28 protein-coding genes are annotated in these 20,286 nt (G+C 61.4%); 1 reads left to right on the top strand and 27 read right to left on the bottom strand.

The annotated features are described in order from the left end of the window. Positions 1 to 87: 87 nt before the first annotated feature. The 21 genes from rplO to rpsJ are packed head-to-tail and all read right to left on the bottom strand — an operon-like array spanning position 88 to position 9,568. Positions 88 to 567: a 50S ribosomal protein L15 gene (gene rplO / locus R3C98_RS13460; protein WP_321488743.1), complete on the bottom strand. Its 480-nt coding sequence runs from the start codon at positions 565 to 567 to the stop codon at positions 88 to 90. A 57-nt stretch (positions 568 to 624) separates the two neighbouring features. Further along, on the bottom strand, positions 625 to 810 hold the full coding sequence (gene rpmD / locus R3C98_RS13455) for a 50S ribosomal protein L30 (RefSeq protein ID WP_321488742.1): 186 nt from the start codon (positions 808 to 810) through the stop codon (positions 625 to 627). 20 nt (positions 811 to 830) lie between these two features. Then, positions 831 to 1,406 carry a 30S ribosomal protein S5 gene (gene rpsE / locus R3C98_RS13450; RefSeq protein WP_371314585.1) on the bottom strand — a complete coding sequence of 192 codons (576 nt, stop codon included), beginning with the start codon at positions 1,404 to 1,406 and terminating at the stop codon, positions 831 to 833. 11 nt (positions 1,407 to 1,417) lie between these two features. Next, positions 1,418 to 1,780, bottom strand: a complete 363-nt coding sequence (gene rplR, locus R3C98_RS13445; RefSeq protein ID WP_371314584.1) for a 50S ribosomal protein L18 — start codon at positions 1,778 to 1,780, stop codon at positions 1,418 to 1,420. A gap of 4 nt (positions 1,781 to 1,784) precedes the next feature. Continuing rightward, positions 1,785 to 2,396: a 50S ribosomal protein L6 gene (gene rplF / locus R3C98_RS13440; RefSeq protein WP_371314583.1), complete on the bottom strand. Its 612-nt coding sequence runs from the start codon at positions 2,394 to 2,396 to the stop codon at positions 1,785 to 1,787. A gap of 9 nt (positions 2,397 to 2,405) precedes the next feature. Further along, complete coding sequence (rpsH, locus tag R3C98_RS13435; protein WP_321488739.1) at positions 2,406 to 2,801, bottom strand: 30S ribosomal protein S8; 396 nt, start codon at positions 2,799 to 2,801, stop codon at positions 2,406 to 2,408. A 15-nt stretch (positions 2,802 to 2,816) separates the two neighbouring features. Then, positions 2,817 to 3,122: a 30S ribosomal protein S14 gene (gene rpsN / locus R3C98_RS13430; RefSeq protein ID WP_371314582.1), complete on the bottom strand. Its 306-nt coding sequence runs from the start codon at positions 3,120 to 3,122 to the stop codon at positions 2,817 to 2,819. 19 nt (positions 3,123 to 3,141) lie between these two features. Further along, positions 3,142 to 3,696 (bottom strand): 50S ribosomal protein L5, encoded by a 555-nt coding sequence (gene rplE / locus R3C98_RS13425; protein WP_371314581.1) that lies wholly within the window; start codon positions 3,694 to 3,696, stop codon positions 3,142 to 3,144. Continuing rightward, positions 3,689 to 4,006, bottom strand: coding sequence for a 50S ribosomal protein L24 (rplX, locus tag R3C98_RS13420; RefSeq protein WP_371314580.1), 318 nt, complete (start codon positions 4,004 to 4,006; stop codon positions 3,689 to 3,691). The genes rplE and rplX overlap by 8 nt, the downstream gene beginning before the upstream one ends. A gap of 1 nt (position 4,007) precedes the next feature. Then, positions 4,008 to 4,376 (bottom strand): 50S ribosomal protein L14, encoded by a 369-nt coding sequence (rplN, locus tag R3C98_RS13415; protein ID WP_371314579.1) that lies wholly within the window; start codon positions 4,374 to 4,376, stop codon positions 4,008 to 4,010. Beyond that, on the bottom strand, positions 4,373 to 4,618 hold the full coding sequence (gene rpsQ / locus R3C98_RS13410) for a 30S ribosomal protein S17 (protein WP_034765817.1): 246 nt from the start codon (positions 4,616 to 4,618) through the stop codon (positions 4,373 to 4,375). The genes rplN and rpsQ overlap by 4 nt, the downstream gene beginning before the upstream one ends. An 11-nt stretch (positions 4,619 to 4,629) precedes the next feature. Further along, entirely contained in the window at positions 4,630 to 4,848 is a 219-nt protein-coding gene (gene rpmC / locus R3C98_RS13405) for a 50S ribosomal protein L29 (protein ID WP_371314578.1), read from the bottom strand. Between the two features lie 2 nt (positions 4,849 to 4,850). After that, positions 4,851 to 5,267: a 50S ribosomal protein L16 gene (gene rplP, locus R3C98_RS13400; RefSeq protein WP_034765815.1), complete on the bottom strand. Its 417-nt coding sequence runs from the start codon at positions 5,265 to 5,267 to the stop codon at positions 4,851 to 4,853. 3 nt (positions 5,268 to 5,270) lie between these two features. Further along, positions 5,271 to 6,008, bottom strand: coding sequence for a 30S ribosomal protein S3 (gene rpsC / locus R3C98_RS13395; protein ID WP_321488735.1), 738 nt, complete (start codon positions 6,006 to 6,008; stop codon positions 5,271 to 5,273). After that, a complete protein-coding gene (rplV, locus tag R3C98_RS13390; protein ID WP_035573586.1) occupies positions 6,008 to 6,397 on the bottom strand; it encodes a 50S ribosomal protein L22 in 390 nt (129 codons plus the stop codon). Before rplV ends, rpsC begins: the two co-directional genes overlap by 1 nt. Before the next feature lie 3 nt (positions 6,398 to 6,400). Continuing rightward, positions 6,401 to 6,679 carry a 30S ribosomal protein S19 gene (rpsS, locus tag R3C98_RS13385; RefSeq protein ID WP_371314577.1) on the bottom strand — a complete coding sequence of 93 codons (279 nt, stop codon included), beginning with the start codon at positions 6,677 to 6,679 and terminating at the stop codon, positions 6,401 to 6,403. A gap of 15 nt (positions 6,680 to 6,694) precedes the next feature. After that, complete coding sequence (gene rplB, locus R3C98_RS13380; protein ID WP_371314576.1) at positions 6,695 to 7,525, bottom strand: 50S ribosomal protein L2; 831 nt, start codon at positions 7,523 to 7,525, stop codon at positions 6,695 to 6,697. 18 nt (positions 7,526 to 7,543) lie between these two features. Next, entirely contained in the window at positions 7,544 to 7,843 is a 300-nt protein-coding gene (locus R3C98_RS13375; RefSeq protein ID WP_034765810.1) for a 50S ribosomal protein L23, read from the bottom strand. 5 nt (positions 7,844 to 7,848) lie between these two features. Then, positions 7,849 to 8,487 carry a 50S ribosomal protein L4 gene (gene rplD / locus R3C98_RS13370; RefSeq protein ID WP_321488733.1) on the bottom strand — a complete coding sequence of 213 codons (639 nt, stop codon included), beginning with the start codon at positions 8,485 to 8,487 and terminating at the stop codon, positions 7,849 to 7,851. Further along, the gene (gene rplC, locus R3C98_RS13365; protein ID WP_371314575.1) at positions 8,487 to 9,248 is read right to left on the bottom strand and encodes a 50S ribosomal protein L3; all 762 of its coding nucleotides are present in this window, start codon (positions 9,246 to 9,248) and stop codon (positions 8,487 to 8,489) included. The genes rplD and rplC overlap by 1 nt, the downstream gene beginning before the upstream one ends. Further along, positions 9,248 to 9,568, bottom strand: coding sequence for a 30S ribosomal protein S10 (gene rpsJ / locus R3C98_RS13360; protein ID WP_034765807.1), 321 nt, complete (start codon positions 9,566 to 9,568; stop codon positions 9,248 to 9,250). The genes rplC and rpsJ overlap by 1 nt, the downstream gene beginning before the upstream one ends. A gap of 309 nt (positions 9,569 to 9,877) precedes the next feature. On the opposite strand from rpsJ, the gene R3C98_RS13355 reads away from it, so the two are divergent. After that, positions 9,878 to 11,092 (top strand): alpha/beta fold hydrolase, encoded by a 1,215-nt coding sequence (locus R3C98_RS13355; RefSeq protein WP_371314574.1) that lies wholly within the window; start codon positions 9,878 to 9,880, stop codon positions 11,090 to 11,092. A gap of 62 nt (positions 11,093 to 11,154) precedes the next feature. Here the strand turns inward: R3C98_RS13355 and tuf are convergent, their stop codons facing one another. The 6 genes from tuf to rpoC all read right to left on the bottom strand — a co-directional run bounded on the left by tuf (position 11,155) and on the right by rpoC (position 20,211). Then, complete coding sequence (tuf, locus tag R3C98_RS13350) at positions 11,155 to 12,345, bottom strand: elongation factor Tu (RefSeq protein WP_371314573.1); 1,191 nt, start codon at positions 12,343 to 12,345, stop codon at positions 11,155 to 11,157. A gap of 50 nt (positions 12,346 to 12,395) precedes the next feature. Beyond that, positions 12,396 to 14,519, bottom strand: coding sequence for an elongation factor G (gene fusA, locus R3C98_RS13345; protein ID WP_371314572.1), 2,124 nt, complete (start codon positions 14,517 to 14,519; stop codon positions 12,396 to 12,398). A gap of 90 nt (positions 14,520 to 14,609) precedes the next feature. Further along, positions 14,610 to 15,080, bottom strand: coding sequence for a 30S ribosomal protein S7 (rpsG, locus tag R3C98_RS13340; protein ID WP_035576749.1), 471 nt, complete (start codon positions 15,078 to 15,080; stop codon positions 14,610 to 14,612). Positions 15,081 to 15,091: 11 nt separating this feature from the next. Beyond that, positions 15,092 to 15,463 (bottom strand): 30S ribosomal protein S12, encoded by a 372-nt coding sequence (rpsL, locus tag R3C98_RS13335; RefSeq protein ID WP_034765685.1) that lies wholly within the window; start codon positions 15,461 to 15,463, stop codon positions 15,092 to 15,094. A 229-nt stretch (positions 15,464 to 15,692) separates the two neighbouring features. Then, positions 15,693 to 15,899, bottom strand: coding sequence for a hypothetical protein (locus tag R3C98_RS13330; protein ID WP_371314571.1), 207 nt, complete (start codon positions 15,897 to 15,899; stop codon positions 15,693 to 15,695). Between the two features lie 91 nt (positions 15,900 to 15,990). After that, positions 15,991 to 20,211, bottom strand: coding sequence for a DNA-directed RNA polymerase subunit beta' (gene rpoC / locus R3C98_RS13325; protein ID WP_371314570.1), 4,221 nt, complete (start codon positions 20,209 to 20,211; stop codon positions 15,991 to 15,993). Between the last annotated feature and the right edge of the window lie 75 nt (positions 20,212 to 20,286).

The following is a 20,286-nucleotide window of genomic DNA, read 5'->3' as shown; positions in this document are numbered from 1 at the left end:
GACGCTCGATCTCCCTGAAAATGCGTGCGCCGCCAAAATCGGCGGCGTCACGGTGTTTGTGAAGGGGTTCCGGGTAAAAACCGCTGTTTATTCTGCAGCCGTGTCTTTCGAGGCACCCGTAACCGTCACCTTGCCGCCAGCCTTTTCAACGGCTTCGATGGCAGCCTTGGAGGCACCGGTCACTGTGATGTTGAGGTTTTTCGGCGCCGGCCCCTTGGCCAGCAGGCGAACGCCGTCGCGGACGTTGCGCACGAGGCCGGAAGCGACCAGCGTCTCTTCGGTCACGTTCGACGCGTCCAGCTTGCCAGCTTCAACAGCCTTGGTAACGCGGCCCAGGTTGACCCAGGACATCGTCTTCTGGCCGCGCGGCGTGAAGCCACGCTTCGGCAGGCGCATGTAGATTGGCATCTGGCCGCCTTCGAAGCCATTGATGGCAACGCCGGAACGGGCCTTCTGACCTTTGACACCGCGGCCACCCGTCTTGCCCTTGCCCGAGCCGACGCCGCGGCCGATGCGCATGCGCTGCTTGGTGGAGCCTTCAGCGGGGGACAGTTCGTTGAGTTTCATCGTTCTATCTTCCGATACGTCTTGATGGTTGGGGCGGCGGCGATGCGGCACGAGGCCTTATTCGCCGACCACCTCGACCAGGTGGGCCACTTTGCGGATCATGCCGCGCACGGCCGGAGTGTCTTCGAGTTCCTTGGTCCGGCCGACCTTGTTCAGGCCGAGGCCGACCAGCGTCTGGCGCTGTTCAGGCTTGCGGCCGATCGGGCTGCCGGTCTGGCGGACGGTAAGCTTGGCTTTCGACATGTCGTTACCCTTCCCTAGGCTCAGGCTTCAACGACGCCGGCTTCCGACGCACCATCGGTGCGGCGGCCAACCACGTCCTGGACTTTCAGGCCACGCTTGGAAGCGACGGAACGCGGGCTGGCCTGTTCCTTCAGAGCGTCAAAGGTAGCACGGACCATGTTGTACGGGTTCGAGGAGCCGATCGACTTGCCGACGACGTCATGGACACCCAGCACTTCCATAACGGCACGCATCGGACCGCCAGCGATCACACCGGTACCGGGAGGTGCTGCGCGCAGCACGACCTTGCCAGCGCCCCAACGGCCTTTGCCGTCATGGTGCAGCGTGCGGCCTTCGCGCAGCGGGATGCGAACCATGTTGCGCTTGGCTTCTTCCGTCGCCTTGCGGATCGCTTCCGGAACTTCGCGGGCTTTACCCTTGCCGAAGCCGGCACGGCCCTTCTGGTCACCAACCACGACGAGGGCTGCGAAACCGAAGTTCTTACCACCCTTCACGGTCTTGGCGACGCGGTTGATGCCAACCAGCTTGTCGACGAATTCAGACTGCTCCTCGTCGCGATCGCGATTCCGGCGGCCTCTTCCTCTTTCTTCAGCCATAGGGCCTCTCCTTAGAATTTGAGACCGCCCTCACGGGCGGCGTCTGCCAGGGCTTTCACCCGGCCGTGGAACATGTAGCCGCCGCGGTCGAAGACAACGTCTTCAACACCGGCTTTCTTGGCGCGCTCTGCCAGGATCTTGCCGACCTGAGCAGCCGCGGACGTGTCAGCGCCGGTCTTGGAACCACCGAGAATGTCCTTTTCCAGCGTCGAAGCCGAAGCGAGCGTGATGCCCTTCTCGTCGTCGATGATCTGGGCGGAGATGTTCTTGTGGCTGCGCGCAACCGACAGGCGCGGACGGCCTTCGGCGACCTTCCGGAGCTTGGTACGGACGCGCTGTGCGCGGCGCTGCATCTTTTCGCGTGAGCTTTTCATGGCGTTACTTCTTCTTACCTTCCTTACGGCGGACGTATTCGCCCGCGTAACGGATACCCTTGCCTTTATAAGGCTCCGGCGAACGGTACTTGCGGATTTCGGAGGCGACCTGGCCGACCACCTGCTTGTCAGCGCCCGTGATGACGACTTCCGTCGGCTTGGACGATGCCAGTGTGATGCCTTCCGGCGCCGCATAGACCACATCGTGCGAGAAGCCGAGGGCCAGTTTCACATCCTTGCCCTGCATCTGGGCACGATAACCGACGCCGACCAGTTCGAGCGTCTTCTCGTAACCCTTGGACACGCCTTCAATCATGTTGGCGGCGCGCGAACGGGCCGTGCCCCACTGCGTGCGGGCAACCGGATCGAGGGCCTGAGCCAGCGTCGGAGGACGCTTGCCACGGGCTTTCTCGGCTTCGATGCGATCGTTTGCAGCCTTCATGATGTCTTCGCGCGGCGAGACGGAAAGCTCATTGCCTTCCAGTTTCGGCGTGATGACTTCAACAACCGTCAGGGAGAGTTCACCCTTCGGGCCTTTGGCCTTGATCGTCTGTCCTTCGACCGTCACCGTGGTGCCGGCAGGGATCTCAATCGGGAGTTTTCCAATACGTGACATGGTGTTCTCCTAGAAGACCCGGCAGAGCACTTCGCCGCCGACATTCTCGGCGCGGGCAACGTTATCGGACATCACACCTTTCGAAGTCGAAAGGATGGAGATGCCGAGGCCGTTACGCACCAGCGGGATGTCGGAGACCGAAGAGTACACGCGGCGGCCGGGTTTGGAGACGCGTTTGATCTCCGAGATGACCGGCTGGCCTTCGTAATACTTGAGCTCGATTTCCAGGTTCTTGTGACCGTCTTTTTCAATCTCGGTGTAGCCGCGGATGTAGCCCTCGGACATGAGGACCTCCAGAACGCGACCCCGGAGCTTCGAAGCCGGAGTGACAACTGTAGACATGCCGCGCATCTGAGCGTTGCGGATGCGGGTCAGCATATCGCCGAGGGGATCGGAAATGTTCATGTGTACCCTCCTCTCTTACCAGCTGGACTTCACGAGGCCGGGGATCTGACCGTTCGAGCCAAGCTCGCGCAGCGCGATCCGCGACATTTTGAGTTTGCGATAGTAGCCGCGCGGACGCCCGGACACTTCACAGCGATTACGCACACGGTTCGGCGCGGAATTACGCGGCAGCTCAGCCAGTTTCAGGCGGGCCTTGTAGCGCTCTTCCAGCGACAGGTTCTCATCCATCGCCGCCGCTTTCAGCTTCTCGCGCTTTGCAGCATAGCGCTCCACCAGCTTCTGGCGTTTCGCGTTTTTCTCGATTGCGCTCTTCTTTGCCATATCAGCAGTCTCCTGGGCGCTAGTTGCGGAACGGGAAGCCACACTCGGCGAGGAGTGCCTTGGCTTCTTCGTTCGTTGCGGCGGTGGTGCAGACGATGATGTCCATACCGCGGATGTCATCGACCTCGTCGTAATTGATCTCCGGGAACACGATGTGTTCCTTCAGACCCATGGCGTAGTTGCCACGGCCATCGAAGCTCTTGCCGTTCAGACCACGGAAGTCTTTCACGCGCGGCAGGGCGATGTTGGTCAGACGATCGAGGAACTCGTACATGCGGTCGCGGCGCAGGGTCACCTTGCAGCCGATCAGCATGCCTTCGCGGAGCTTGAAGCCTGCGATCGATTTGCGGGCCTTCGTAGCGACCGGCTTCTGGCCGGCGATCCGCTCAAGCTCGGCCAGGGCCGACTTGATCTTCTTGGAGTCCGCGACAGCTTCGCCGACGCCCATGTTGATCACGACCTTGTCCAGTTTCGGGATCATCATCGGGTTCGAGTAGTTGAACTGATCCTGCAGCTTGGTGCGGATCTGCTCGCGGTACTTCGTCTTCAGACGGGGTTCGTATGCCTCAGACATCGATGGATTCCCCAGAGCGTTTGGCATAGCGCGTCTTGCGACCATGCTCGTCGGTTTTGAAACCCACGCGGACAGCTTTGCCATCGCGCGGATCGGTGAGCGCCACGTTCGAGACGTGAAGCGGTGCTTCGAACGTCTTCAGACCGCCTGCATCCATCTGGGTCGGCTTCTGGTGACGTTTCACAACGTTCACGCCGCGTACGACGACGCGGTTCTCATCCGGGATCACCTTCAGGACTTCGCCCTTGGTGCCCTTGTCGCGGCCGGCGATCACGACAACCGTGTCGCCCTTCTTGATCTTCGCAGCCATGTTACAGGACCTCCGGGGCCATGTTGGCGATCTTGACCTGGTTCTTGCCGCGCAGTTCACGCGGAACCGGGCCGAACACGCGGGTGCCGATCGGCTCGCCATTGTTGTTGATCAGAACGGCGGCGTTCGTATCGAAACGAATGGTTGAGCCGTCCGGGCGGTTGATGTCCTTTGCGACGCGAACGACAACGGCCTTGCGGACATCACCCTTCTTGACGCGGCCGGTCGGGATCGCTTCCTTGATGGAGACCACGATCACGTCACCAACGGAGGCATAACGACGGCCTGCGCCACCCAGCACCTTGATGCACTGGACGCGGCGCGCGCCGGAGTTGTCAGCCACCCGCAGGTTGCTCTGCATCTGGATCATGCGTCACTCCCTTCACCGGTAACGAGTTCCCAACGCTTCAGTTTGGACTTCGGCGTGCACTCTTGAATGGTGACCGTCTGCCCCTCGACGGCGACATTGCCTTCGTCGTGAGCGTGGTACTTCTTCGAGCGGCGAACGATCTTTTTCATCACCGGGTGGGTGAAGGTCCGTTCGACGCGAACGATTGCGGTCTTGTTCTGCTTGGCGGAGACCACGACGCCTTCCATGATACGCTTGGGCATGATCCCTCTCCTTACGCCTTGCCTGCCTGGGCCTTCTCGCGCATCAGAGTCTTCACGCGAGCAATGTCGCGGCGGACTTCAGAAACGCTGGAAGTCTTTTCCAGCTGGCCGGTGGCCGCCTGGAAACGCAGGTTGAACTGTTCCTTCTTCAGCCGAACCAGGTCTTCCTTGAGCTGGTCAGCCGACTTCGCCTTCAAGTCTTCGAGGCGTGCTTTGGTCTTGCGAGCCATGATCAGATCCCCTCGATACGCTTGATGATTTTGGTTTTGATCGGAAGCTTGGCAGCGCCGAGGCGCAGGGCTTCACGGGCAATGTCTTCCGGCACGCCGTCGATTTCGAACAGGATGCGGCCCGGAGCAACGCGCGAGACCCAACGGTCCACGGAGCCCTTACCCTTACCCATACGAACTTCGATCGGCTTGGCCGACACCGGCACATCCGGGAATACGCGGATCCACACTTTACCCTGACGCTTCATCTCGCGGGTAATGGCACGGCGGGTCGCTTCGATCTGGCGCGCGGTGACGCGTTCCGGCTCGAGCGCCTTCAGGCCGAACTCGCCGAATGCCAGCGAGAAACCAGCCTTGGAATTCCCGCGGATCTGGCCCTTGAAGGCCTTGCGGAATTTGGTTCGCTTCGGTTGACGCATCTCTTATGCTCCGGCGGTCTGTGCGCCCGTTGCCGGGCCGCGCTGGTTAGCATTTGCACGTGCACGGGACTGGCCGGACGATTCCAGGCGCTTGTCCTGTGCCATCGGGTCGTGCTCGAGGATCTCGCCTTTGTAGACCCAGACCTTGATCCCGATGATGCCGTAGGTGGTTTCGGCTTCGGCAGTGCCGTAGTCGATGTCGGCGCGCAGCGTGTGCAGCGGCACGGAACCTTCAGCATACTTCTCGGTACGCGCGATCTCGGCGCCACCGAGGCGGCCGGAGACCATGATCTTCACACCGTCTGCGCCGAGGCGCATGGCGGACTGAATGGCGCGCTTCATCGTGCGGCGGAACGAAGCCCGGCGCTCAAGCTGGCGGGCGATGTCGTCAGCGATCAGCGTCGCGTCGATTTCCGGCTTACGGATTTCGACGAGGTTCACGCGGACTTCGTCCTCGGTCATCTTCGACAGGTCCTTGCGGAGCGTCTCGATGTCCCCACCCTTCTTGCCGATCACGAGACCCGGGCGGGCCGTGTGGATCGTGATAAGGCATTTCTTGTGCGGGCGCTCGATGATGATCTTCGAGATGCCGGCTTGCTTGAGGCGCTTGCGGATTTCCTTACGGATCGCAATGTCCTCGTGCAGCAGACGGCCATAGTCGGCGCTGTCTGCGTACCAGCGGCTGTCAGACGTCCGGTTGATGCCAAGACGCAGGCCGATCGGATTTACTTTCTGACCCATCAGGCAGCCTCCGCTTCCATGCTCGTGTCACGCAGCACAATGGTGAGCTGCGCGAAGGGTTTCTGGATCGGTGCAGCGCGACCGCGGGCGCGGGCCCGGATACGCTTCATCACCAGGTTCTTGCCAACGTGGGCCTCAGCAACGACCAGGCTGTCGATGTCGAGGTTGTGGTTGTTCTCTGCGTTCGCGATGGCGCTCTGCAGAAGCTTGCGAACATCCTTTGCCGGACGCTTCGGCGAGAACTGCAGCTCAGCCAGAGCCCGCTCGACCGGAAGGCCGCGGATCTGCTGCGCCAGCAGGTTCAGCTTCTGCGGGCTGGAACGGTACATGCGCAGGACGGCGCGCGATTCGTTCGATGCCTGCTTCGGAGGATTCTTGGCCTTACCCATGGCTTACTTCCTCTTCGCTTTCTTGTCCGCGCCGTGGCCGTAGTAGGTGCGGGTCGGGGCGAATTCGCCGAACTTGTGACCCACCATCTCTTCCGACACGGTGACGGGGATGAACTTGTTGCCATTGTGGACCTGGAAATTCAGGCCAACGAATTGCGGCATGATCGTCGAGCGGCGCGACCAGGTCTTGATCACGGTACGTTTCTCGGCGGAACGAGCTTCCTCTGCTTTCTTCAGCAGGTAGCCGTCGACGAACGGGCCTTTCCAGACAGAACGGGGCATGTCTCGTGGCTCCTGTTAGCGTTTCGCGTTACGGCGACGGATGATCAGACGATCCGTAGCCTTGTTCTTGCGGGTCTTGGGACCACGGGTCTTCTTACCCCACGGCGTCACCGGGTGACGGCCGCCGGACGATTTACCTTCACCACCACCGTGCGGGTGGTCGACCGGGTTCATCACAACACCGCGGACAGATGGGCGCTTGCCGAGGTGGCGCTTGCGGCCGGCCTTGGAGAGCACCTGGTTCATGTTGTCCGGGTTGGACACAGCGCCGACCGTGGCCAGGCAGCTGTCCATCACCATGCGCAGTTCGCCCGAAGCGAGCTTGATCTGCGCATAGCCACCATCGCGGCCGACGAGCTGGGCGTAGGTACCGGCAGAGCGGACCATCTGAGCGCCCTTCTGCGGCTTCATCTCGATGTTGTGGATGATGGTACCGACCGGGATGTTCTTGAGCGGCAGCGTGTTGCCCGGCTTGATGTCAGCCGTTGCGGAAGTGATGACGGTGTCGCCGACTTCCAGGCGCTGCGGCGCGATGATGTAGGACAGCTGGCCGTCCTCATACTTGATCAGCGCGATGAAGGCCGTGCGGTTCGGATCGTACTCAAGGCGTTCGACGGTTGCCGGAACGTCCCAGCGGTTACGCTTGAAGTCGACCTTGCGGTACAGCTTCTTCGCGCCACCGCCGATACGGCGTGCCGTGATGCGGCCTTTATTGTTGCGTCCGCCCTTCTTGGTCAGGCCTTCGGTGAGCGCCTTGACCGGCTTGCCCTTGTGAAGCTCTGAACGGTCGACCAGCACGAGCTGGCGGCGGCCGGGCGAAGTCGGGTTGAATGTCTTCAGTGCCATAATATTCGTCCTTCCCGCTTACAGGCCCGTCGTGATGTCGACAGACTGGCCTTCAGCAAGCGTCACAATGGCTTTCTTGATGTCGTTGCGACGACCAGCATAGCCACGGAAGCGCTTGGTCTTGCCCTTCTGGAGGATCGTGTTGACCTTGGTCACGTCGACCTTGAACAGGGCTTCGACAGCGTCCTTGATCTGCTTCTTGTCGGCATCGATGGCGACTTCGAATACGATCTTGTTGTGCTCAGCGACCAGTGTCGACTTCTCGGTGATGAGAGGACGGCGCAGGACGTCATAGTGGTGGGGTTGCACGTCAGCCATGACGATCAGGCCTCCTTCGATCCGTCGAAGCGCGCCTGGATACCCTCGGCAGCTTCCTTGGTGATGACCAGCGTCTTGCGGCGCAGAATGTCGTAAACGTTCAGGCCGGCGACCGGCAGCACGTCGATGTTCGGGATGTTGCGAGCCGCTTTGGCGAAGTTCTCGTCAACGGCAGCGCCCGAAATGATCAGTGCGTTCTCGATGCCGAGACCTGCGAACTGGCCAACCAGCTCCTTCGTCTTGGCGGAGGTCAGAACAGCTTCGTCCAGAACGAGGATCGCATCACCCTTCACTTTCGAAGAGAGCGCGTGGGCCAGAGCCATCTTGCGGACCTTCTTCGGCAGGTCGTGGGCGTGGCTGCGAACGCGCGGGCCGTGGGCGATACCGCCACCGACGAAGATCGGAGCGTTACGCGAACCATGACGTGCGCCGCCGGAGCCTTTCTGGCGGATGTACTTCTTGGTCGTGCGGTTCACTTCACCGCGCGACTTGGTCTTGTGCGTACCGGCCTGACGGCGCGCGAGCTGCCAGCGAACGGTGCGCTGCAGGATGTCGTCGCGGATCTCGTCGATACCGAAGATCGCATCGTCGACCGTGATATTGCCGGCAGCTTTGCCAGCCAGGGTTTTGACTGCGAGTTCCATTATTCGGCGCTCTCTTGCTTGGTGGTGCCTTCAGGGGCCTTGAACGAACCGGCTGCCGGCGTGTCGGCATGCGGCGCCTTCTTCACAGCGTCGCGGAGTTCCACGAAGGCGCCATTGTGACCGGGGACTGCGCCCTTCACGAGGATCAGGCCACGATCGACGTCCGTACGGACGACTTCGATGTTCTGAGTGGTCACGCGCTCAACGCCGTAGTGACCGGCCATCTTCTTTCCTTTCCACACGCGGCCCGGATCCTGGTTTGCACCAGTCGAACCGTGGGAACGGTGAGAGATCGACACACCGTGCGTGGCGCGGAGACCGCCAAAGTTCCAGCGCTTCATGGCACCGGAGAAACCTTTACCGATCGTCAGGGCAGCAACGTCGACTTTCTGACCAACAGCAAAGTGGTCAGCCAGGACAGTCGCGCCCACTTCCGGCAGGTCGCCAGAGACGCGGAATTCTTTCAGCTTGCGCTTCGGCGCAACGCCGGCTTTCGCGAACTGGCCACGCATCGCCTTGGACGTGCGCTTGGCCTTCTTCTCGCCGACACCCATGATGACAGCCTTGTAACCGTCAGTGCGGGTGACTTCGCCGCCTTTCTTGGTGGTGACGGTGCGCTCGTCTTCCGTGCGCACGCCGACGACCTGACAGCCGTCAAGCGACAGAACGGTCACCGGAACGTGACGACCTTCGTCATCGAATACGCGCGTCATGCCGACTTTGCGGGCAAGCACGCCGGTACGGGCTGCTGGCAGAGCCATTAACGGCCTCCCTCAAGCTTGATTTCGATGCCGACGCCGGACGACAGGTCGAGCTTCATGAGCGCGTCCACGGTCTGCGGGGTCGGGTCCACGATGTCGAGGATGCGCTTGTGCGTGCGGATCTCGAACTGTTCGCGGGATTTCTTGTCGATGTGGGGCGAGCGGTTCACGGTGAAGCGCTCGATACGTGTTGGCAGCGGGATCGGGCCTTTCACTTCAGCGCCCGTGCGCTTTGCCGTGTTCACGATCTCTTTCGCCGACATGTCGAGGGCGCGGTGATCGAAGGCTTTCAGCCTGATCCGGATATTTTGTCGTTCCATCGTCTCGGTCCGTCCGCACAAAACACATCTGCCCGTGGGCAAATCAGCATGCGCCCGGGCGTCCGTGGGATTGAATTGTCTGTTTCGAGGGAGCGTTCGCTGTGAAAAAAGCGCTGCCATCCCGGCGAAGTGGGCGGTTTATGGGATCGTAACCGCCACGTCAACTGACTCGGCCAATGAATCTGCAGAAAGACTGCGGCCCTTTTGCCCTCCCCGCTCCCTGCTCTGCCCGGCGCTTTTCCACAGGCCGATTCCCGTCCAGAGTGAGGCCCTGCCGGGCATGGACGCCCGGAAGGAGGGCTTTGACACATGGTTCAGGTGACGAAAAAGGTCGAATTCCGGGGCGCAGGTGGCGACCTGCTCGCCGGGGCGCTCGAACTTCCGGCCGGGCCGGCGCGGGCTTACGCCCTTTTTGCCCATTGCTTCTCCTGTTCCAAGGACATCCGCGCCGCCCGGGACATCTCCCGCACGCTGGCGTCCGAGGGAATCGCCGTGCTGCGTTTCGACTTCACGGGGCTTGGCAGTTCAGAGGGCGATTTCGCCAATACGAACTTCTCTTCGAACGTCGAAGATCTGGTCGCCGCGGCCGATTTCCTGCGTGAGACCCATGAGGCCCCCACCCTGCTCGTCGGCCATTCCCTTGGCGGGGCGGCCGCAATCGTCGCGGGCGGGCAGATTCCCGAAATCCGCTGTGTCGCCACGCTCGCCGCGCCTTCCGAGGCCGATCATGTGATGCTGCACATCCAGGATAAGGTGGAAGAGATCGAACGGGAGGGCGCCGCGACCGTGTCGCTGGATGGCCGCCCCTTCCGGATCAAGCGGCAGTTCCTCGACGATCTCAGCCGGCAGAATGTGCTGGACCATGTCCGCGATCTGAAGAAACCGCTGCTCATCATGCATGCACCGCGCGATCAGGTGGTCGGGATCGAGAATGCCGAACGCCTGTTCGTCGCCGCGCGCCATCCGAAGAGCTTTGTCAGCCTCGACACGGCCGACCACCTGCTCTCGGATCCGGCCGATGCCCGCTATGCCGGCGAGGTTCTGGCTGCCTGGGCCAGCCGCTATGCCTTTGCGGAGGAAACCGCCCGGCCCCAATCCGGCAGCAACACGGCCCTGCCGACCGGCGACGATGCCCGCGCGGTCTCGATTGACGGGGAACGCTTCGCCGTCGCCCTCTCGATCGGCGACTATCATCTCATCTCGGACGTCAGCCTCGATGAAGGCGGGCGCGATCTCGGCCCCAATCCGACCCGCATCCTTGAAGCGGCCCTTGCCGCCTGCAGCGTGATGACGGCCCGCATGTATGCCCACCGCAAGGGCTGGGACCTCCAGTCCGCCGAAGTGCGGGTGCGGCCCGATCCCGGCTCGGACGGCCACATCCCGAAATTCCTGGAGAAACGCGCGGTTTTCGCCGGAGACCTCGACGACACCCAGATCGCGCGGCTCAACCAGATCGTCTCCCACTGCCCCGTCCACGGCATGATCGAGTCGGGCGTCGACATCGAGTTCCGCGAGGACGACTGAGCCCCGAAAGCAAAAAGGCCGCCCTTTCGGGGCGGCCTTTCGCTCAGCTTCGGTGAGGAAGCTTAGTCTTTAATTGCCGAGACGACGCCGGCGCCGACGGTGCGGCCGCCTTCGCGGATAGCGAAGCGCAGGCCCTGGTCCATGGCGATCGGGGTGATCAGCTCGACGTCCATCTTCACGTTGTCGCCCGGCAGGACCATTTCCTTGTCCTTCGGAAGCGTCACGATGCCCGTCACGTCCGTGGTGCGGAAGTAGAACTGCGGACGGTAGTTCGTGAAGAACGGCGTGTGGCGGCCGCCTTCTTCCTTGGTCAGGATGTAGGCCTCGGCCTCGAACTTCGCGTGCGGCTTGATCGAGCCCGGCTTGGCCAGAACCTGGCCGCGCTCAACGCCTTCACGGTCGACACCGCGCAGCAGCGCGCCGATGTTGTCGCCGGCCTGGCCCTGGTCGAGCAGCTTGCGGAACATTTCAACGCCCGTGCAGGTCGTCTTCACGGTCGGACGGATACCGACGATCTCGATTTCCTCGCCAACCTTGATGATGCCCTGCTCGACGCGGCCGGTCACAACCGTACCGCGGCCCGAGATCGAGAACACGTCTTCGACCGGCATCAGGAACGGCTTGTCCAGCGGACGCTCAGGCGTCGGGATGTACTTGTCGACGGCGTCCATCAGCTCAAGGATCTTGTCCTTGCCGATATTGTCGTCGCGGCCTTCAACAGCGGCCAGAGCAGACCCCTTGATGATCGGGATCTCGTCGCCCGGGAATTCGTAGGACGACAGCAGCTCGCGCACTTCCATCTCGACCAGCTCGAGCAGCTCCTCGTCGTCGACCTGGTCGACCTTGTTGAGGAACACGACCAGCGCCGGCACGCCGACCTGGCGGGCCAGCAGGATGTGCTCGCGGGTCTGCGGCATCGGGCCGTCAGCAGCGTTCACAACCAGGATCGCGCCGTCCATCTGGGCCGCACCGGTGATCATGTTCTTCACATAGTCAGCGTGTCCGGGGCAGTCGACGTGGGCGTAGTGACGGTTTTCCGTCTCGTATTCCACGTGCGCCGTGTTGATCGTGATGCCGCGTGCCTTCTCTTCCGGCGCAGAGTCGATGTCCGCATAGGACTTCGCTTCACCACCGGATGCCGCAGCCAGCGTCATCGAAATCGCTGCCGTCAGCGTCGTCTTGCCGTGGTCAACGTGGCCAATCGTGCCGATGTTCACGTGCGGCTTGTTACGCTCAAACTTTGCCTTGCCCATCGGGCCTCTCCTTCATTCAAACTGTTGGCCGGAACTCCGACCGGATTTCCTTAAGAACCAGAAACTTCCGAGATGATCTTCTGAGCTTCCGCACGCGGAACCTCGTCATAGTGTGCGAAGATCATCGTGAACTGGGCCCGTCCCTGAGACATGCCGCGCAGGTCGGACACGTAACCGAACATGTTCACCAGCGGCACGAAGGCCTTGATCGCCACAGCATTACCACGCGGCTCTGAACCCTGGATCTGGCCACGGCGAGAGTTCAGGTCGCCAATGACATCGCCCATATAGTCTTCCGGAGTCACGACTTCCACATTCATGATCGGCTCCATCAGGCGCGGATCGCCCTGGCCTTTCAGCTCGCGGAACGCGCCACGGGCTGCGATTTCAAACGCCAGCACGGACGAGTCGACGTCGTGGAACGCACCATCGACCAGCGTGGCCTTGAAGTCGGTGACCGGGTAACCGGCCAGCAGGCCGTTTTCCTTGGCCATTTCGAAGCCCTTCTCGACGCCCGGGATGTATTCCTTCGGAACCGCACCACCGACGATCGAGCTTTCGAACACGAAGCCCGAACCGGCTTCCAGCGGCTCGAATTGCACCTTGATGCGCGCGAACTGGCCCGTACCGCCGGACTGCTTCTTGTGCGTGAAGTCGATCTCGGCCCCGCGGCCGAGCTTCTCGCGGTAAGCCACCTGCGGCTGGCCGATGTTGGCTTCGACCTTGAATTCGCGCTTCAGGCGGTCGATCAGGATGTCGAGGTGAAGCTCGCCCATGCCTTTCATGATCGTCTGGCCCGACTCGTGATCGGTCTCGACGCGGAAGGACGGGTCTTCGGCAGCAAGACGCTGCAGACCGACCGACATCTTTTCCTGGTCAGCTTTCGATTTCGGTTCGACGGCAATCTCGATCACCGGATCCGGGAAGGTCATGGTTTCGAGCACGACCGGCTTGTTCGGATCACACACCGTGTCACCCGTGGTCGTTTCCTTCAGGCCGGCGAGCGCCACGATGTCGCCTGCATAGGCTTCCGTGATCTCGTCCTGCTTGTTGGAGTGCATCATGACCATACGGCCGACACGCTCACGCTTGCCTTTGGTCGAGTTCATGAACGAGTCGCCCTTCGACAGCGTACCGGAATAGATACGCGTGAAGGTGAGCGTGCCCATGTAAGGGTCGTTCATGATCTTGAATGCGAGGCCGGAGAACGGTTGCGCATCGTCAGCTTTACGCTCGATGTTACGAACTTCTTCTTCGTCGCCCGGCAGGAAGCCCATGTAGGCCGGCACATCCAGCGGACCTGGAAGGAAGTCAATCACGGCGTTCAGCATCGGCTGCACGCCTTTGTTCTTGAACGCGGAACCACAGAGCACCGGCACGAAGGACAGCGACAGCGTCCCCTTGCGGATCAGCTTGCGCAGGGTATCGATGTCCGGCTCGTTACCTTCAAGGTAGGCTTCCATCGCGTCGTCGTCCATTTCGACGGCGGTTTCGATGAGCTTGCCGCGCCACTCTTCAGCCTGGTCTTTCAGGCTGTCGCGGATTTCGCGGACTTCCCAGCTCGCGCCGAGGTCTTCACCGGCCCACACCCATTCTTTCATGGTGATCAGGTCGACATGGCCTTCGAGTTCGTTCTCGGCACCGATCGGCAGCTGGATCGCGGCCGGCGTCGCACCGGTGCGGTCCTTGATCATCTCAACGCAGTTGAAGAAGTCAGCGCCGATCTTGTCCATCTTGTTCACGAAGACGATGCGCGGAACCTTGTAGCGATCAGCCTGGCGCCACACGGTTTCCGTCTGCGGTTCGACACCGGCATTGGCGTCGAGAACGCAGACAGCACCGTCAAGCACGGCCAGCGAACGCTCGACTTCGATGGTAAAGTCAACGTGTCCGGGAGTGTCGATGATGTTGAAACGGAACTTCGGCGACTGGGCCGTGGAACCGTCTTCAGTGCGTTCCCAGAAGGTCGTCGTAGCAGCCGAGGTGATCGTGATGCCCCGCTCCTGCTCCTGCTCCATCCAGTCCATCGTCGCGGCGCCGTCGTGGACTTCGCCGATCTTGTGCGACTTACCGGTGTAGAAAAGGATACGCTCTGTCGTCGTGGTCTTGCCGGCATCGATGTGAGCCATGATGCCAAAGTTACGATAGCGATCCAGCGGGTATTCGCGGGCCATTTTGGTCAACCTTCGTGTTTGCTTTCCGGGTAGGAAAAGGGGCGATTTGCGGGCGCGTTACCCGTTATCGCCCCGGAATGCCAGTGGTGATTACCAGCGGTAGTGTGAGAACGCCTTGTTGGCGTCCGCCATGCGGTGCGTGTCTTCACGCTTTTTCACGGCGTTGCCGCGGCCTTGGCTTGCATCCATCAGTTCGCCTGCGAGGCGCTCACGCATGGTATTCTCATTGCGGCCAGCAGCAGCGGCAGCGAGCCAGCGGATCGCCAGAGCCTGACGGCGCTCCGTGCGGACTTCAACCGGAACCTGGTAGGTCGCACCACCGACGCGGCGCGAACGGACTTCAACCGCCGGCGCAACCGATTCCAGCGCGTTGTGGAACACTTCGACCGGATCTTTCTTGGCGCGGGCTTCGACGAGGTCGAATGCACCATAGACAATGCGTTCTGCAACGGACTTTTTGCCGTCGCGCATGATCTGGTTCATGAATTTGGTGACGACGATGTCCTTGAATTTCGGATCCGGAAGGACTTCGCGTTTTTCGGCGCGGTGACGACGGGACATGAGCTGACCTCTTACTTCGGCTTCTTGGCGCCGTAATGCGAGCGGCGTTGCTTACGGTTTTTGACGGGCTGGGTGTCGAGAGCACCGCGGACGATGTGGTAGCGGACACCCGGAAGGTCTTTCACACGGCCACCGCGGATCAGGACCACGGAGTGTTCCTGCAGGTTGTGGCCTTCACCCGGGATATAGCAGAGCGATTCAAACCCCGATGTCAGGCGCACCTTGGCCACTTTCCGGAGAGCCGAGTTCGGCTTCTTCGGCGTGGTGGTGTAAACACGGGTGCAGACGCCGCGGCGCTGCGGGCAGGCCTTGAGGGCCGGGGTCTTGGTCCGCGAGCGCTTAGGCGAACGCGGCGAACGAATGAGCTGCTGGATCGTGGGCATTCGGGCCTTCTGTCTCTTCTAACTCTGGCCCGATGGGCCGCTAACGTAATGATGCCCCGAATGCCCCCTAAGGGCTTCCGGAACGGGCGAAAACTTGGGAGCCAGATTGGCCGGATCAGTTCAGATCCGGTACGGCGAAGGGACTTTCATCCCGGGGCCTCTCTGACAATGCGTGGCGTGTAAGCCTACCGGACGCCTGCGTCAAGGGTGGGAAGCTGTCCCGGAACAGCTAGTTTTCCGTTACGGGACGCGGGTTCTGTCGCCTCAGGCATTTCTCCAGTTCCGGCGAGAGCGGACCCGCCTCCCCTGCCGGCATCTCGCTCAGGATTTCCTGACACCGCGTAATCGCCCAGCTATCGAGAGAAAGCCACGCAATCAGACCGAGCGCCAGCACTGCGCAGGCACCGCCAATCAGGTCAGACCGCTCAAGCTGCATAGGGCGTATGCCTCCTCCAGAAGCAGAAAAGCCTGCCATTGCTGGCAGGCTTTTCCATTTGGTTCAAGGGCTTGCGCCCGGACCTTCGAGCCTATTCCTCGACCGGAGCCTTGTCCGGGGCCGGCAGGCTGGTGAGCGTCGCGGCCTCTTCCGTCGCCTTCTGGACAGCGGCGGCTCGCTTTGCCTTCAGCTTCTGGTCGCGGTCGGCGGCCACACGGCGGTACGAGCGGATGCCCGAGCCGGTACCGGCCGGAATCAGGCGGCCAACAATGACGTTCTCCTTGAGGCCTTCCAGCGTATCCACCTTGCCCTGGATTGCGGCTTCGGTGAGGACGCGGGTCGTCTCCTGGAAGGAGGCAGCCGAGATGAAGGACCGGGTCTGCAGCGATGCTTTGGTGATGCCGAGAAGAAGCGGCATGCCTTTGGCTTCCTGCTGATCCTTCTTGCGCGACTTGCGAACCGCTTCGTTGGCTTCCTCGAACTCGATGAGATCGACGTGCTCGCCCGTGATGAGGCCGGTGTCGCCCGGATCGGTGACTTCGATCTTCTGCAGCATCTGGCGAACGATCACCTCGATGTGCTTGTCGTTGATCGGAACGCCCTGCAGTCGGTAAACCTTCTGCACCTCGTCGATGAGGTAGTTGGCGAGCGCCTCGACGCCCAGAGTCGACAGGATATCCTGCGGCGCCGGGTTACCGTCCATCAGGTATTCACCACGCTTGATGAAGTCGCCATCCTGAACGGCAAGGTGCTTGCCTTTCGGCACCAGGTAGTCGATCTGCTCGCGACCTTCCTCCATCGGGACGATCGAGACGCGACGCTTGTTCTTGTAGTCGCGGCCATAGAGGACTTTACCGTCCATTTCAGCGATGATCGCGTGGTCTTTCGGACGGCGGGCCTCGAAGAGTTCAGCAACACGCGGCAGACCGCCGGTGATGTCTTTCGTCTTCGCACCACCGGTGGTGACACGGGCAAGCGTATCGCCGGCCTCGATCGTGTCGCCATCGGCAACCGACAGGATTGCGCCCACGGAGAGCAGGTAAACCGCGTCGGAACCGTTCGGCAGTTTGACGGGGTTGCCGTCCTTGCCGACGATCTGCACCGACGGCTTGATGTCTGCCGACTTGGTGGCCGAGCGCCAGTCGATGATGACGCGCGAGGAGATACCCGTCGCTTCGTCTGTCTCTTCACGCACGGACACGCCATCGATTACGTCGACGAGTTTCACTTCGCCTTTGACTTCCGACACGATCGGCTGAGCGAACGGATCCCAGTCAGCAAGCAGCGTGCCTGGCGTGACCTTCTCCGCATCCTTGATCATCAGGCGCGTACCGTAGGCCGGACGGAAGGACTGACGGGTCCGGCCTTCGGCATCGACGATTTCCACCTGCATGCGGCGGCCCACGACGACGATCGTCTTGTCCTTGCGGGTAACGAACTCGGCATCCCTGAACCGGACCGTGCCTTCGAAGCTGGCTTCGACAGACGACTGGTCGGCCACCTGAGCTGCACCACCAATGTGGAATGTCCGCATGGTAAGCTGGGTACCCGGCTCACCGATGGACTGAGCCGCGATGACACCGACCGCTTCGCCGCGGTTGACCGGCGTACCGCGCGCGAGGTCGCGGCCGTAACACTGGGCACAAATGCCGTTCTTGGTTTCGCAGGTCAGCGGCGAGCGGGCCTTGATCACATCGACACCGGCCTTTTCGATCGCGTCGGCCAGGTCTTCGTCGATATAGGTGTTGGACACTGCAACCAGCTTGCCGTCGACGCTCTTCACGTCTTCTGCCGTCACACGGCCGAGGATGCGCTCGCTGATCGAAACCACGACATCGGCGCCTTCCATGACGGCCGAGATGTCGATGCCCTTTTCGGTACCGCAATCATCTTCATTGATGATGCAGTCCTGAGCGACGTCGACGAGACGGCGGGTCAGGTAACCCGAGTTCGCTGTCTTCAGAGCCGTATCGGCCAGACCCTTACGGGCACCGTGGGTCGAGTTGAAGTACTCGAGAACGGTCAGGCCTTCCTTGAAGTTCGAGATGATCGGCGTCTCGATGATCTCGCCCGACGGCTTGGCCATCAGGCCGCGCATACCGGCCAGCTGCTTCATCTGGTTCTTCGAACCACGGGCGCCGGAGTCGGCCATCATGAAGATCGAGTTGACCTGAGCCTTGCGGACACCCTTGGCAGCCTGGTTCTTCGAGGCGGCGTCCATCATGGCGTCTGCAACCTTGTCGGTACAGCTCGACCAGGCGTCGACCACCTTGTTGTACTTCTCGCCGCGGGTGATGAGGCCGTCTGCATACTGACGCTCGTATTCGGAGACCTGCTCCTTCGTTGCGTCAACCAGCTTCTGCTTGGCTTCCGGGATGACCATATCATCCTTGCCGAAGGAGATACCGGCCTTGCAGGCTTCCTTGAAGCCGAGTTCCATCATCTTGTCACAGAAGATGACCGTCGCCTTCTGGCCGCAGAGACGATAGACCTCGTCGATGATCTTGCCGATCGTCTTCTTGGTCATCGTGGTGTTCACTAGATCCGGCTGGATGCCCTTCATGCGCGGCAGGATATTGGCCACCATGTAGCGGCCCGGCGTCGTGTCGATGATCCAGCGACGCGGATTACCTTCCTCGTCCACGCCCTCGTACATCGCCTTGATCTTCGAGTGCAGCGTGATGAAGCCGGAATCGAGCGCCTGCTCGATCTCTGCGAGTTCGGAGAACACCATGCCCTCGCCCACCTGTTCGTCACGATCGAGCGACAGGTAGTAGAGACCCAGAACAATGTCCTGAGACGGAACGATGATCGGTTTGCCGTTCGCCGGCGAGAGGATGTTGTTGGTCGACATCATCAGCACGCGGGCTTCCAGCTGGGCCTCAAGGCTCAGCGGAACGTGCACGGCCATCTGGTCACCGTCGAAGTCGGCGTTGAACGCCGCACAGACGAGCGGGTGAAGCTGGATGGCTTTACCTTCGATCAGCTTAGGCTCGAACGCCTGGATGCCAAGGCGGTGCAGCGTCGGCGCGCGGTTCAGGAGAACCGGGTGCTCGCGGATAACCTCGTCCAGGATATCCCAGACTTCCGGCTTTTCCTTTTCGACCAGCTTCTTCGCTGCCTTCACCGTGCCGGCGAGGCCCTTGGCGTCGAGGCGGGCGTAGATGAACGGCTTGAACAGTTCGAGCGCCATCTTCTTCGGCAGGCCGCACTCGTGCAGCTTGAGGCTCGGGCCGACCACAATGACCGAACGGCCGGAATAGTCGACGCGCTTGCCGAGCAGGTTCTGACGGAAGCGGCCCTGCTTGCCTTTCAGCATGTCGGAGATCGACTTCAGCGGACGCTTGTTGGTGCCCGTGATCGTGCGGCCACGGCGGCCGTTGTCGAACAAGGCGTCGACAGATTCCTGCAGCATCCGCTTTTCGTTCCGGATGATGATGTCCGGCGCGCGAAGCTCCATCAGGCGCTTCAGGCGGTTGTTCCGGTTGATCACACGGCGATAGAGGTCGTTGAGGTCAGATGTCGCGAAACGGCCGCCATCCAGCGGGACCAGCGGGCGCAGGTCTGGCGGGATGACCGGGATGACCGTCAGGATCATCCATTCCGGCTTGGCGCGGGACTGGAGGAAGGATTCAACGACTTTCAGGCGCTTGGAGACTTTCTTGGTCTTCAGCTCGGACGTCGACTCCTTGAGGTCTTCGCGCAGGGTTTCCGCCAGAGTCGGCAGGTCCAGCGACATGAGGATCTCGCGGATCGCTTCAGCACCGATCATGGCAGTGAAGGCGTCCTCACCCAGATTGTCCTGGGCGTCCATGTATTCCTCTTCCGTCAGGAGCTGCTTCGGCTCCAGTTCGGTGAGGCCCGGTTCGATCACGATGTAGCTCTCGAAGTAGAGCACGCGCTCCACGTCCTTCAGCGCCATGTCGAGCAGCGCCGCAATCCGGGACGGAAGCGATTTCAGGAACCAGATGTGAGCGACCGGTGCAGCCAGGTCGATGTGGCCCATGCGCTCGCGGCGAACGCGGGCCAGCGTGACTTCCACGCCGCACTTCTCGCAGGTGATGCCGCGATACTTGATGCGCTTGTATTTGCCGCAAAGGCATTCGTAGTCCTTCTGCGGGCCGAAGATGCGCGAGCAGAACAGGCCGTCGCGTTCCGGCTTGAAGGTACGATAGTTGATGGTTTCGGGCTTCTTGATTTCGCCCGAGGACCACGACCGGATCTTTTCGGGGCTCGCAATCGAGATGCGGATTGCCTCGAAAGTCGGGGCCGGTGTGTTGGGGTTAAAGATGCTGGCGACGTCCTGGCGCATTCGGGTCTGCTCCTTGGGTGGGCTTTTTCCGGGGACTGAAGGGCCCCTGCCCTGGGTAAAATCTCGTTCGGCTCG

The sequence above is a fragment of the Hyphomonas sp. genome, from assembly GCF_041398465.1.
In the GTDB taxonomy this organism is placed as follows: Bacteria; Pseudomonadota; Alphaproteobacteria; order Caulobacterales; family Hyphomonadaceae; genus Hyphomonas.
Note: the sequence above shows the minus strand (reverse complement) of the source record. Positions and strands in the feature narration are given on the sequence as shown.